Origin of the sequence: Kitasatospora sp. NPDC059973, assembly GCF_042737525.1 — a bacterium.
Lineage (GTDB): Bacteria > Actinomycetota > Actinomycetes > Streptomycetales > Streptomycetaceae > Kitasatospora.
In genome coordinates this window covers 1-12,472 of record NZ_JBHWUI010000210.1, presented here as the reverse complement: position 1 = coordinate 12,472, position 12,472 = coordinate 1, and the positions used below count along the sequence as shown (strand labels likewise).

The 12,472-nt window shown below is 74.9% G+C and carries 15 protein-coding genes; 7 read left to right on the top strand and 8 right to left on the bottom strand.

The genetic code is table 11. The annotated features are described in order from the left end of the window. Positions 1 to 51: 51 nt before the first annotated feature. Together ACFWA9_RS34905 and ACFWA9_RS34900 are read right to left on the bottom strand one after the other, a co-directional pair. Positions 52 to 696, bottom strand: coding sequence for an SRPBCC family protein (locus tag ACFWA9_RS34905; RefSeq protein ID WP_380392812.1), 645 nt, complete (start codon positions 694 to 696; stop codon positions 52 to 54). A 94-nt stretch (positions 697 to 790) separates the two neighbouring features. Further along, positions 791 to 1,216 (bottom strand): hypothetical protein, encoded by a 426-nt coding sequence (locus tag ACFWA9_RS34900; RefSeq protein ID WP_380392810.1) that lies wholly within the window; start codon positions 1,214 to 1,216, stop codon positions 791 to 793. 249 nt (positions 1,217 to 1,465) lie between these two features. On the opposite strand from ACFWA9_RS34900, the gene ACFWA9_RS34895 reads away from it, so the two are divergent. From ACFWA9_RS34895 to ACFWA9_RS34885, 3 genes are all read left to right on the top strand, one after another. After that, a complete protein-coding gene (locus tag ACFWA9_RS34895; protein ID WP_352295488.1) occupies positions 1,466 to 1,630 on the top strand; it encodes a hypothetical protein in 165 nt (54 codons plus the stop codon). 109 nt (positions 1,631 to 1,739) lie between these two features. Continuing rightward, a complete protein-coding gene (locus ACFWA9_RS34890; RefSeq protein ID WP_352295487.1) occupies positions 1,740 to 2,201 on the top strand; it encodes a DUF5709 domain-containing protein in 462 nt (153 codons plus the stop codon). 215 nt (positions 2,202 to 2,416) lie between these two features. Continuing rightward, a complete protein-coding gene (locus tag ACFWA9_RS34885; protein WP_380392805.1) occupies positions 2,417 to 3,502 on the top strand; it encodes a Ku protein in 1,086 nt (361 codons plus the stop codon). Positions 3,503 to 3,600: 98 nt separating this feature from the next. Here ACFWA9_RS34885 and ACFWA9_RS34880 read toward each other — a convergent pair whose 3' ends face one another. Continuing rightward, a complete protein-coding gene (locus tag ACFWA9_RS34880) occupies positions 3,601 to 3,999 on the bottom strand; it encodes a DUF4440 domain-containing protein (RefSeq protein WP_359811885.1) in 399 nt (132 codons plus the stop codon). Between the two features lie 178 nt (positions 4,000 to 4,177). On the opposite strand from ACFWA9_RS34880, the gene ACFWA9_RS34875 reads away from it, so the two are divergent. Further along, positions 4,178 to 5,767, top strand: a complete 1,590-nt coding sequence (locus ACFWA9_RS34875) for a CHAD domain-containing protein (protein WP_380392802.1) — start codon at positions 4,178 to 4,180, stop codon at positions 5,765 to 5,767. 103 nt (positions 5,768 to 5,870) lie between these two features. Here the strand turns inward: ACFWA9_RS34875 and ACFWA9_RS34870 are convergent, their stop codons facing one another. Both ACFWA9_RS34870 and ACFWA9_RS34865 read right to left on the bottom strand, forming a co-directional pair. Continuing rightward, positions 5,871 to 6,731: an alpha/beta fold hydrolase gene (locus tag ACFWA9_RS34870; protein WP_380392815.1), complete on the bottom strand. Its 861-nt coding sequence runs from the start codon at positions 6,729 to 6,731 to the stop codon at positions 5,871 to 5,873. Positions 6,732 to 6,851: 120 nt separating this feature from the next. After that, a complete protein-coding gene (locus ACFWA9_RS34865) occupies positions 6,852 to 7,976 on the bottom strand; it encodes a YbdK family carboxylate-amine ligase (protein WP_380392799.1) in 1,125 nt (374 codons plus the stop codon). A 330-nt stretch (positions 7,977 to 8,306) separates the two neighbouring features. On the opposite strand from ACFWA9_RS34865, the gene ACFWA9_RS34860 reads away from it, so the two are divergent. Genes ACFWA9_RS34860 through ACFWA9_RS34850 form a run of 3 tightly spaced genes read left to right on the top strand, consistent with a single transcriptional unit; the run spans position 8,307 to position 10,405 of the window. Continuing rightward, positions 8,307 to 9,398 (top strand): YihY/virulence factor BrkB family protein, encoded by a 1,092-nt coding sequence (locus ACFWA9_RS34860; RefSeq protein WP_380392796.1) that lies wholly within the window; start codon positions 8,307 to 8,309, stop codon positions 9,396 to 9,398. 52 nt (positions 9,399 to 9,450) lie between these two features. Then, complete coding sequence (locus tag ACFWA9_RS34855; protein ID WP_380392793.1) at positions 9,451 to 10,107, top strand: HemK2/MTQ2 family protein methyltransferase; 657 nt, start codon at positions 9,451 to 9,453, stop codon at positions 10,105 to 10,107. Further along, complete coding sequence (locus ACFWA9_RS34850) at positions 10,091 to 10,405, top strand: CDGSH iron-sulfur domain-containing protein (RefSeq protein WP_380392790.1); 315 nt, start codon at positions 10,091 to 10,093, stop codon at positions 10,403 to 10,405. Before ACFWA9_RS34855 ends, ACFWA9_RS34850 begins: the two co-directional genes overlap by 17 nt. Here the strand turns inward: ACFWA9_RS34850 and ACFWA9_RS34845 are convergent. From ACFWA9_RS34845 to ACFWA9_RS34835, 3 genes are all read right to left on the bottom strand, one after another. Beyond that, positions 10,361 to 11,389, bottom strand: a complete 1,029-nt coding sequence (locus tag ACFWA9_RS34845; RefSeq protein WP_380392787.1) for an iron-containing redox enzyme family protein — start codon at positions 11,387 to 11,389, stop codon at positions 10,361 to 10,363. The two genes, ACFWA9_RS34850 and ACFWA9_RS34845, sit on opposite strands and share 45 nt — an antisense overlap. After that, entirely contained in the window at positions 11,386 to 11,703 is a 318-nt protein-coding gene (locus tag ACFWA9_RS34840) for a hypothetical protein (RefSeq protein ID WP_352295471.1), read from the bottom strand. The genes ACFWA9_RS34845 and ACFWA9_RS34840 overlap by 4 nt, the downstream gene beginning before the upstream one ends. A gap of 106 nt (positions 11,704 to 11,809) precedes the next feature. Next, positions 11,810 to 12,349, bottom strand: a complete 540-nt coding sequence (locus ACFWA9_RS34835; RefSeq protein WP_380392784.1) for a hypothetical protein — start codon at positions 12,347 to 12,349, stop codon at positions 11,810 to 11,812. Between the last annotated feature and the right edge of the window lie 123 nt (positions 12,350 to 12,472).

Sequence of the window (12,472 nt, the reverse complement as noted above, 5' to 3'; positions counted from 1 at the left end):
CGGGACGGCGGTTCGCCGGCAGGCTCAGTGCGGCCGAGCTCGTACGGCCGCTCAGGACGACAGGCCGTGCGCCCGGGCCTCGGCGGCGCCCTTCAGGTCGCGCAGCCAGGATTCGAGGCCCTGCGCGAGGATCTCCGTCGCGGCGGGCACGTTCGCATCGACCTGGGGCCCGGTGTGGGTCTCCTCGGTGCGCAGCAGGACACCGCCCCTGACCTTGACGAAGTTCCACACGTGGACACCGTCGATGTGCAGGCCCGCACCGATCGCGGGGCCGGTCCAGCGGATGCAGGAGTCGCGCTTGAGCTGCTCGACGGTCGAGGTGATCACCAGGCTGGTGGCGGGGGTCGAGGGGTTCGGGGGGACCGGCGTCGTCCACCGGAACGCCGAACCCCTGCGGAGCGGGCCGTCGTCGAGGCGGTCCGCCGTCGTGACGGGGGGTTGCCAGGCCGGCCAGCGCTCCACGTCGGTCTGCAGCTTCCAGACGACGCCCAGCGGCGCGTGGATCATGGTCTCGGTCCGGTGGCGGACGAGTGCGCCGGGGTCGACGCCCTTCCCGCCGCAGGTCAGGGACGCACCGGGCCGGGAGCCGGGCCCGGTGGCGGCCCCGGCGGGCAGGGCGGCCGCGCCGAGCAGGCCGACGACGAGCGGGACGGTGCACAGGGCGGCACGGAGGCCGGTGCTGCGAATGCCGGACATGGGGTTTCCCTTGATCGGTCGTAAGGCGGACATGGCCCATCGGCTTCGCGGCGGGCACCGGCCCGGCGCGGCGGGCGGTGTTCGGTGGAGCGCGTCACCGGCCGGGGCGGCGCTGCCTCCGGGCCCGGTGCAGGGTGGCGAGGAGGACGGCGGACGCCGCCACGATCAGCCCGGCGAACCCGGGGTGCATGTCCTTGGACAGGCTCCGCGCCCCGTCGGGCCGGACCAGCCACACCACCAGTGGGGCGGCGTACGCGGCGGCGAGCAGGACCACCGCCCGCCGCACCGCCCGGTCACGGACGGACCGGAGGGCGCCGACGAGGGCGAGCACCACCGGGAGGACGGCGAGCAGCGCGAACTGGCCCACCACCAGCACGGGGACCGCCCAGGCGGCGACCGTCACCGACCTCGGGACGGGCCGGTCTCCACGCCGGTCTCCACGCCGACCTTCGTGCCGGTCTTCGCGCCGGTCTTCGTGCCGGTCTTCGCGGGCGTGCAGCGACTGGACCGTGGCGGCCATGAGGGTCTCCTTGGATCGGCGGAGTGCACGGCGGCACCACGCATGCCAGGCTGAGATAGATAGATGCTCACGTGTTCGTTAGAAGTTGTAACGCAGAACGACCCTGAGGGTCAATAGTGTTAGTGATAGCTTCTAACAACACCTTGACCATCTAGCTCGCTTGCGCGGGATCACACCCGGCGTGGGAGCAGGCACTCCGGGCAAGCGCTTGGTACTGCTGTCGGACACACCGAAGAGAGGACCGCGGCCATGACCACACCCGACGACACCGAGGAGCCGGACGAGGAGACCCGCGAGCGGTCCGCCGAGGAGCGCTCGATCGTGGCCCCCACCCCGGCGGACGTCCGCGCCAAGGCGGAGGACGGCGACGACGAGGAGCCCGAGCCGCCGGCGGCGGACACCCAGGCGCCCTGACAGGGGCTCAGACCGGGGCGCGCGCCCCACTTCGCACCAGGGGGTGGGCGCCCCGGGCAGCCGGCGCGTCCGGTTCCCAGCCCCGGACCACAGGAGTCAGGAGTTGTTCATGGTTGACCACAGCAGGGGTGACGACGTCTACCAGCCCGTCGGCGGCGACGACGAGCAGGAGGACGCGACGCCGCTCGACCTCCAGGACGCACTGGACGAGCGCACGTACGACGACATCCTCGACGAGGGGTACTCACCGCCGGAGAAGCCGCTCGGCGTGACCGGCGCGGGAACCACCCCGGCGGAACAGCGCGAGGGCGAGAGCCTGGACGCCCGGCTGGCCCGGGAGCTGCCCGAGGTCGCAGACGGCGAGGGCGACGGCATCGGCGACCTGCCGGGCGGGGAGGGCGAGCTGCTGGACGCCGAGGCCGGCGACCGTCGGGCCGGACGGCTCGTCGCACCGGACGAGGGGGCTCACGCGCACACCACCAAGGGCATGTTCGCCTCCGACGTCGGCATCGACGGCGGCGCCGCGGGCGCCGAGGAGGCGGCCATGCACATCGTGCCCGACGAGGAGTGAGCACGCTGGGCAGCGGGATCGAACACGGCCCGTCATACCTGTCCCGTCGGGGTTTGAGCAGGTGAGCGGCTGTCCACACACCAGGTAGGGCGTCGTCGTGCCTCCGAGCGGGGCCCAGTGGGCGGCGGCGCCCGCAGGCCCGTCACCGCACGCGGAGCAGCGGTCCGGCGCGGACGCCGGCGGGCCGCCGACGGGGGCGAGAGAGGACAGCCGCCATGGCCCGACCCGTGTGGACCGGAGTCCTGACCTTCGGCCTGGTCACCGTGCCCGTCTCCCTGTACACCGCGACGCAGTCCCACGACGTGCGCTTCCACCAGCTGCAGCGCGGCACCTCGGACCGCGTCCGCAACAAGCGGGTCAACGAGCGCACCGGCAAGGAGGTCGACTTCGGCGAGATCGTGAAGGGCTACCCGGTCGCCGAGGGCGAGTACGTCGTCGTGGAGCCGGACGAGCTGGAGCAGATGTCCCCCGGCCGCTCGCGCACCATCGACATCGCCGGCTTCGTCGACCTCGCCGAGGTGGACCCGATCTTCTTCGACAAGACCTACTACCTCGGCCCCAAGGGCAAGGAGTACCAGAAGGTCTACGCCCTCCTCGTGGAGTCCCTCGACCACGCGGGCAAGGTCGGACTGGCGATGTTCGCGATGCGCGGCAAGGAGTACCTGACCGCCATCCGCTCCGAGAACGGCCTGCTGGAACTGCACACCATGCACTTCGCCGACGAGGTCCGCGATCCGCGCCGGGAGATCGACGACCTCCCCGAGAAGGTCGAGCTGTCCACCCAGGAGATCAAGACCGCCGAGCAGCTCATCGGCATGCTCGCCGTCGACTGGGACCCGGGCGAGTGGCACGACACCTACGAGGACCAGGTCAAACAGCTCATCGAGGACAAGCTCGCCGGCCGCGAGATCGCCGTGTCCGGCGGCCCGGCCCCCGAGGCCACCAACGTCATCGACCTCATGGACGCCCTGCGCCGCAGCCTCGAAAGCGCCGGCAAGGGCGACTCCGCGGAGGCGGCGAAGAAGTCCCCCCGGAGCACCGCGTCCTCCGGCAAGGACCGGGCTCCCGCGAAGACCGGTGGAAAGAAGACCGGTGGAAAGAAGAGCACCGCCTCCGGCGGCTCCACCTCGAAGCGCGCCGGCGCGGCCGAGGCGTCGGAGCTCTCCGAGCTCACCAAGGCCGGGCTCTACAAGCTGGCCGCCGAGCTGGACATCCCCCACCGCTCCACGATGAACCGTGAGGAGTTGCAGGAGGCCGTCGGCAAGGCCCGGTCCGGACGCCGGCTCAAGGCGGTCTCCTGACGCCCTCGGGCGGTACCACGGCCGTCCCGGCCCGGCCGCCCCCGCGCGCGGGCCGTCCCCTTGCTCAGAGCACCACCGCGCTCAGACCACCACCGCGCTCAGACCGCGTCGAACCAGGAGAACGCCGCGATCCGCCAGCCCTCCGGGGTCCGGACGAACTGGATGGTCTTGGTGCCGCCTCCCTCGAAGGGCTCGCCGTCCAGGATCCCGGACTTGCGGTACTCGCCGAACCGTGACGCGATGTCGCCCGCTATCTCGGTGTGTTCGGAGACCTCCCACTCGGAGAACTCGACCAGCCGGCCCTCGGTCAGCAGCCGCTCGCGGGGCTCGACGAACTCCTCCACGGTGTACACCGTGAACGCCGGACCGGTCAGGACGATCACGCCGCCCGGGATCATCAGCCGGCGGACCCGGGCGACATCGGCGACCCGGCCCTCCCGGTTGTCGAAGGACCCGAAGAACTCGGCGGTCAGCGTGTCGATCTCAGCCTTGGACATGGCGCGACGCTAGCACCGGCGGGCCGCCGCGCACCGCCGGTTTCGGCAGGCCGCCACCACTCGGGCGCCCGGGCTCGCGGCGGGCCGCGGCGGGTCCGCATCCGGCGGGTCCGGACAGGGCCTCCGGACCCGCCAGGGGCGCGCGATTGAGGGCGCCCGATCCGGGCAGGCGACCTCCATGGCGACTGTCCACGAGGAGACCGAACAGAGCTACGACGGAGCCCCGAGCCGGGCGCTGGCCCCCGACGGGCTGCCGGGCGTGGCCGAGATCGCAGACGGCACCGCGGAGATCCTGGACGCGGTCTACTACGACACGCCCGACCTGCGGCTCCTGCGCGGCGGCATCACCGTGCGCAGGCGGACCGGCGGGCACGACGCGGGCTGGCACCTCAAGCTCCCGCACCCCGACGGGCACCGCACCGAGCTGCGGCTTCCGCTCGAAGCGGGGACGGCCCGCCGGCCGCCGGACGAGCTGGTGACCCGCACCCGCGGCGCCGCCCGGGGCAGCCGGCTGGCGCCGGTCGCCCACCTGCGCACCCGCCGGGACCGGACCCTGCTGCTCGACGCCGACCACCGCACCCTGGCCGAACTGGCCCAGGACGAGGTGTCCGCCCAGATCCTCGACCCGGGCCGGCTCCTCGACGGGGGTCAGACTCTCGACGAGGGCCAGGACCTCGACGAGAGCAACCCCCCGCAGCCGGCGGCCGGGACCGACGGGTCCGGGCCGCGCACCGAACTCGTCACCTGGACCGAGACCGAGGTGGAACTGGTCGACGGCGGGCCCGACCTCCTCGACGCGGTCGATCGCCGACTGCGCGAGGAGGGGCTCCGCCGGACGGCCGCGCCGTCGAAGCTCGGCCGGCTGCTGGCCGACCGCCTGCCGCCGGACCGGCGGCCCGCCGCGCCGCCCGCCGGTTCGGTCGGCGCCGCCCTCACCGCCTACCTGCGGGAGCAGACGGCGATGCTCCACGACCTCGACCCGGCCGTCCGCCTGGACCGGCCCGACTCGGTGCACCGGATGCGGGTGAGCGTCCGCCGGCTGCGCAGCGCGCTCACCGCGCACCGCCGCCTGCTGGACCGCGCCACCACCGACCACCTCGCCGAGGAACTGCGCTGGCTCGGGAAGGTGCTGGGGAAGGCCCGGGACGCCGAAGTCCTCGGCGAACGGCTCGGCACCCAGGCGGGGGACCTGCCGCCGGTGGCCCGGCCCGGGGAGGTCGCCGAGCGGATCTCCGCCTGGTTCGACCACCGCTACGCCCGCGCCCACCGCGCCGCCGTCCACACGATGGACGGGCGCCGGTACTACGCGCTGCTCGACGCCCTCGACGAATTCGCCGCGGCGCCGCCCCTGCGGGCACGCGCCGAGCGGGGCGCCGGGCAGGCCCGCCGCGCGCTGAAGCGCGAGCAGCGGCGTACCGGGCGACGGCTGCGCAGCGCGCTGGACCTGCCCGCCGGTACCGACCGTGACCAGGCGCTGCACCGCGCCCGCAAGGCCGCCAAGCGCGCCCGCTACACCGCGGAGAGCCTGTCGCCGCTGGCCGGTACGGCCGGCCGACGCTTCGGCAAGCGCATGAAGCGGATCCAGAAGGCCCTCGGCGCCCATCAGGACGGCGTCGTCGCCGAACAGGCCCTCCTCCCGGTGGCGGCCGCCGCGGGCGACGCCGGCGAGCGCACCTTCGGCTACGGCCTCCTGTACGCCCTCCAACGCGCCGGGACCGGAGAGCAACTCGCCACCGCCCGCCGCACCTGGCACAAGCTCCGGCACTGACCGGCCACCCGGGCCTGTCCCCCGGTCCGGCCTGGTCGCGTTCGCTCGTGGTGTCGGACCGGCGGTCGAGGCCGGACCTTGAAGCACGGGCCGAGGCGTCGAGCTACGGGCCTACCGCGCCTCGCACGAAGGCCCGAAGGTGGTCGCGCACGGTGTCGGGCTGCTCCAGCCACGGTTCGTGGCCGGCGTCGTCGATCCGCCTCAACGGCACGTTCCACCGGAGCGCGAGCGATTCCAGGGCCGACAGGGGCCTGGGGTCGCGGGCTCCGCCGAGGAGCTCCACTCGCGTCGGCAGGCATGCGCGCAGCTCGTCCAGGCGTGCGTCGAGCGGGTCCGCACGTCCTTCCGTGCCGAGTTCGCTGTTCATGGCCCAGTTGACGGGGCGGCGCTGCCGAGCACCCTGCGCGGCCCAGTCCCACCCCCGTTCCGGGTCGGCGTGGTCGGTGAACCACGACAGGGTGAGCAGTTCGACTTCCTGACTCTCCGTGCGGTCGGACCTGCGTTCCAGTGCCCGGAGGCGCTCCTGCCGCGCCGCGGACATGCGGCGGTCGCGTTCCGCCCGGTCCCCCGTCCGCCAGTCGCCGACGAACGGGCCGCACATCAGCACCATGGCGGCCACCCGGTCAGGGTGTGCCAGGCAGAACCGGCTGGCCAGATCGGTGCCGTAGGAGTGCCCGATCAGCAGGGCCTCGGCGGCGCCCCACCGCACCAGCAGCTCGGCGAGATCGTCCACATGCCGGGACAGGGTGTGGCGGCCCTGCCAGGGCGACCCGCGTGTGCCGCGCTGGTCGTAGCGGTACACGGGTGCGAGATCCGCGATCATGCGGGCGACATCGCCCAGGTAGTCCGGAAGGCCCGGGCCCCCGTGGAGCATGACCACGGGCGGCGTCCGAGTCGTGTCGCCCAGCACTGTCCAGCGGATCCGCGCCCCGTCCGTCATGGACGTCAGGCCCTCTGTCTCCATCAAGGTCACCGTGGAGAACCTACCGCCGACGCCGACGTCCTGCCAGACGCCCGGAAGCAGGCTGGAGGACGCCCCGGCGGGGCTTCCCCGAGGCTCTCCGGGCCTGCGGGGCCGGGCCCCTCAGGCGCGGGCGGTCAGGGCGGCGAGGCCGTCCACCACGTGGTGGAGCGAGCCGTGGCGGCGGTGGAAGACGCGCTGCCGTTCGGCTCCGGTACCGGTGGCGAGGACGGCGCCGAGGAGTGCGCGGGCCTCGGCGAGGTCACCGTGGGCCTCCAGGCCGGGGGTGCTGCGCCGCAGCAGCAGGTGGAGCAGCTGGATCATCGGGCGGGACGTTCCGGACGGGTCGACGCCCGTCCCCCGCAGGCCGTGCAGGGCGGCCTGCCGGTGGGCCGCGGCCAGTTGGGCGTCGGTGACGTCCGGTGCCGGGGCGTCCCGCTCGGCCTCGTACAGCAGCGAGCTCGCGAGGCCGCGCAGCAGCACGGCGAACAACAGGGTGGCGTCGAGGTCGGCGTTGACGTCGGCGACCCGGATCTCCAGGGTCGGCAGGTGCTCCGACGGGCGCGCGTACCAGTAGATCATCCGCCGGTCCAGGACGGTGCCGTCGGTGACCAGCCGGTCGGCCAGCGCGTCGTAGCCCCGCTCGTCGAGCACCGGCGCGGGGCCGACGGTGGGCCACTGCCCGTACTGCAGGGCGCGCCAGCTGGCGCAGTTGCGGTCCCGGCCGTCGGCGAAGGGGGAGTTGACCATGAGCGCCTGGAGCACCGGCAGCCACGGGCGCAGGCGGTGGCTCAGCCGGAGCGCCTCGGCCCGGTCGAAGGTGCCGAGGTGCACGTGGAGGCCGCTCAGCTCGCCCCCGCCGGCGCCGGTCGCGAGCGGGCCGACGTGCCGGGCGATCTCCCGGTACCGGGGGGCGTCGGTGATCGGCAGCGGGTGGCGGGTGAGCAGCGCCGTGGCCGACGCCACCAGCAGGCAGTCGTGCCGGGCCGCGGCGGCCGCCACCGCTTGCCGGCCGGCCGCCAGTTGCGCGCGGAGGTCGGCGGAGGTCGACGCCGGGTCGGTACGGATCTCCAGCTGGCTCGCGAAGAACTCACCCTGCACGCGCTGGCCCAGGACCGGCCGCACGTCGGCGATGACCTCGGCCGCCCGGGGCGCGGCGGCCCGGCTGCGGGTGTCGGCCAGCAGGAATTCCTCCTCGACACCGAAGGTGAGCGGGGAGTCCCCGGGGGCGGAGCCGGTCATCGCCATCGGTCTCTCCAGTCGCAAAGAGGGCCAGTAGGAACAGGGGGAGGGCCAGCAGGAGGAGGGCCCATACGAAGCAGGCCGGTCGGAGTCGGTCCGGAGACGGGGCCCGAGGCAGGACGGGGCCCACGCACGATCGCCGGCTCGTGGAGCCGGCCACCTGCCGTGCTCAGAGAACCTGCCCAGGCAGGGGCGGGCCATGCCGCCCGGCCGGGAGGGAACCTGTCCGGGAGCAGGGCTTCCCGCACGCGCCGCGGCCGCCGGCACCGGCGGGCGGCCGCGGCGGTTGAGGCGGCCGCAGCGGTTGAGGGAGCCGGTCTGGGGCAGGCGCGCCGCATGGAACCCGCGCCCGAGCCCACCCACCCGTCCGACGGCCCCGAGACCCCTCCCCCGCCCGGGCCGACCGGCCGTTCCGGACCGGACACCGGCCCCGAGCCGGCCGGACCGGACAGCGCCCCCGCCGCCCCGCGGAGCCCGTCCGATCTGCCCCGCCGCTCGTGGCGGGCCGTCGTGCGCCGCACCGGCGGGGAGTTCCTCGCGGACGAGCTCCCCGACCGGGCGGCGGCGCTCACCTACTACGGGGTGCTGGCGATCTTCCCCGCCCTGCTCGTCCTGGTGGCGATGCTGGGGGTGATCGGCCGCTCCGCGACCGACGCGATCCTCGACAACCTCCAGCACCTCGCACCGGGCCCGGCCCGGGACATCCTGCGCAACGCCGTCGACCAGCTCAGGGACAACAGCGGCCCGAGCTCGGTCCTCGCCGTGCTGGGCCTGGTGGCCGCGCTCTGGGCGGCCTCCGGGTACGTCGGCGCCTTCATCCGCGCCGCCAACGCCGTCTACGACATCGCCGAGGGCCGCCCGATCTGGAAGGTCACGCCGCTGCGGCTGGGGCTGACCCTCCTCCTCATGGTGCTGCTCGCCGCGAGCGCGGTCATCGTGGTCTTCACCGGGCCGATCGCGGACCGGGTCGGCCGCGCGCTCGGGCTGGGCAGCACCGCGCTACGGGTGTGGTCCTACGCCAAGTGGCCCGTCCTGGTGGTGCTGGTGATCCTGATGATCGCGGTCCTGTACTGGGCCGCGCCCAACGTCCGCGGCCGCGGCTTCCGCTGGGTCACCCCCGGCAGCGTCCTGTCGGTGCTGATCTGGCTGGCCGCCTCGGCGGGCTTCGCCGTGTACGTCGCCAACTTCTCGTCCTACAACCGGACGTACGGCACGCTCGCGGGCGTGATCGTCTTCCTGGTCTGGCTCTGGCTGTCCAATCTCGCGATCCTGCTCGGCCTGGAGTTCGATGCCGAGCTCTCCCGCCAGCGGGCCATCGCCGGTGGCTTCCCCAAGGACCGGGAGCCCTACGTCACCCCGCGTGACACCAGCACCTGGCCCGAGGAGAAGGAGGAGGCGGCGCCCCCGGAGGACGAGGGGCCACGGTAGGCCGAGCGGGCCGGCGAGGTGTGGGCGGCGCTGATCCGGGCAGCCGCCCGGCATGCTGTTGATCAGACCGCCGGGCGTCTATCCGCCCCAGGGCGACACCGAACTGCTCATCTCCAGCCTGCGCCGCGAGCCGCTGGGCCCCACCAGCCGGGTACTCGACGTCGGGACCGGCACGGGGGCGGTGGCACTGGCCGCCGCCGGGTCCGGCGCCCGGGTCACCGCCGTGGACCTGTCGGGCCGCGCCGTCGCGGCCGCCTGGCTGAACACCCGGCTGCACCGGCGTCGCGTCCGGCTGCGCCGCGGGGACCTGCTGCGTCCGGTCGCCGGGCAACGGTTCGACCTCATCACCGCCAATCCGCCGTACGTGCCGGTCGACGACGCTGCGGACGCTCCGGGGCGCGGGCCGGCCCTGGCCTGGGACGCGGGGCGGGACGGGCGACTGGTGCTGGACCGGATCTGCCGGGAGGCGCCCCGCCTGCTCGCTCCCGGCGGGGTGCTCCTGATCGTGCAGTCCTCCCTGGCGGACGTCCCGGCGACGCTGACCGCGCTGCGGCGGTCCGGGCTGCGGGCCTCGGTGGCCGCGCGGCGGCGCCAGGCGTTCGGCCCGGTGATGACGGCGCGCGCCGGCCTGTTCGAACGGCTGGGGCTGATCGCGCCCGGCGAACGCGCGGAGGACCTGGCGGTGGTGCGCGGTGTCCGGGAGCGGTGAGCCGCGCGCGGCCGACTTCACCCGGGTGACGATCGTCGCGGGCGGGCCGCTGCTGGTCGAGGGCCCCGTCGAGGTCACACTGCCGGACGGCACCGTGCGGCGCTCGGAGCGGCCGGTGGTGGCGCTCTGCGCCTGCCGGCGGAGCCGCCGCTACCCGTTCTGCGACACCAGCCACCGACGGCGGCGCGCTCCCCGGCCGGACTCGGTCCCGGCCGGGGAGCGCGCCGCCGGAGAGGGCTCGCTCGGGGAGGGCTCAGCCGCGGGAGGGGGCCGCGCCGACACCGCCGGGCAGGGGTGAGTCGGGCAGGGGCGAGCGCAGCGAGCTGCGGCCGGCCCGCCAGTGGTCGAGCAGATGGGCGGCGAACCGGTCGTCGACCGCCCCGGCGGCGGCCACCCCGAAGGCGATGTCGGCCGCCAGCCCGGGCTCGGCGGAGACCAGTTCCTCGACCACGCCACGGCGCACCAGTTGCTCGTGGACGGCGTCCGCCTCGATGTGCTCCCGGTAGAAGAGCGTGCCGTCCGGCCCCGCGCCGAGCCGCTCCAGCGCGGTGGCGAGCCGGGCCGAGCCGGGCGAGGAGGTGACCTCCAGGGCCGCGAAGTGGCCGACCCCCGCGCCGCGCAGCGCCCGGTGCAGGCCGAAGAGCATCATCAGGTTGACCACGGCCAGCGCGGGCGCGGGGACCAGGTCGATGTAGTGGCCGTACTCGGGGTCGAGGCCCAGGTCGGCCATCATCCGCGCGAACAGCAGCGCGTGCGCGCGGTCCGGGCGCCCGGCGCCGTACTCGTCGTAGGCGATCGCCATCAGGACCGCCTGCGCCGGACCGTGCACCCGGGGCACCAGCCACAGCTGCGGGTCGGCCTCCTTGAGGTGGTAGACCGAGCGGTGCACCAGGTACTCACGGGCCTGCCAGCGCTCGCCCTCGGCGAGCAGGAAGTGCGAGGGCCCGGAGCCGTCCGGCGGCTCGGTCAGCAGGCTCTCCAGCGCCTCCGGCAGCGGCCGTACGGGCTCCGCCTCGGCGCGCACGGCCGCCAGGAAGGCCCGCTCCAGGTCGCGGCGGAGGGCGAGCAGGCCGGGATCCCACTCCCACTCGGGGTCGACGCCCGGCAGGCCCCGGTCGTGGAGTTCGTAGCAGAGGTGGAGGGCGAGCTGGTGGTCCTCGCCCCACGGGTCGGTGAGCGGGCCCGGTTCGGTCAGGAGCCGCCCCGCAGCGGGCGGCCCGGCGGTGACGAGGTCGAGCACCGCCTCGGAGAGCGGGCCGCGGGACCGCGGCAGGGCGTTCACCGTCCGCTCCGGTGGCCCTCGGCGCACAGGCGCAGCACGGCGAAGGACGCCGCGAGGATCAGCGCCCAGCCGCCGGTGAACGCCCAGAAGAGCGTCGCCGGTGCGGGCAGCAACCCGACCGCCAGCAGGGCGAGCGAGGCCAGTCCCAGGCCCAGCACCGTGCGCGGGCGTACCCCGCGCACCATCTCCCAGCCCCGGCTGCGCAGCCCCAGCCCGAGCCGTCGCACCAGAGCCACCAGTTCGCGACCGTGGCTGCCCGTACCGCCGGTGCCGCCGTCGACTCCGGCCAACGCCACCTGGTCCCGCCGCTCCATCGCGTCTGTCTCCTCGCGTAGCCGTTCATGTCCGCCGGTGCGGGTGCCCGCGATGCGGGCCGGCTAACCTGCGGATCGTGGCCTGCCGTGGATCACCACGACGCGGTCAGTGGCCGAAGAGGTGCCGGATCCGGCCGCCCCGTCCGGGCTCGGCGGTCCGCTCCTCCTCCTGCGGCTGTTCGGGCGCGACGGCTCGCGGGTCGCGCGCGTAGGTCTGCGGCTCGGGCGGGTAGGCCTGCTGCTCCGGTGGGAGGGCCTGCGGGTCGAGCGCGTAGGTCTGGGGCTCGGGTCGGCCGGCCGGGTCGGCCGGTCGGCGGGGGTCGTCGCGCTGGACGGGCGTCGCGGGCGCGACCGGCCGCGACGGGACGGGTTCGACCGGAGCGGGGTAGCCCTCCGGGCGGCCCCTGCGGTGGGCGCCGAGCCGCGCCGGGCGGGTCCGCCGGGCGAGGGCGATCAGGGCCAGTCCGAGGCAGAAGAGCAGGGCGAGCGCCACCCCGGCGAGGAAGATCGCCAGGCTGTTGAGCGTCACCAGGTCGGAGCCGAGGACGGAGACCTGGTAGTCGGGCCCGCCGTCGAGGTTGTCCGCGATCAGCAGGCCGGTGAACGCGCCGGCGGCGGCCATCAGCAGAAGTCCGAGCAGCAGCATGTCGGGAGTCCCTTCGGTCCGTTCGGCCCCCGGTGCGCCCTCCCCTCGCTGGGCCTCGTCTACCCGGCCGACCGCGGCCCTAACATGCCGACCGCCCCCGGTCCGGCCCGATCGGGCCGGACC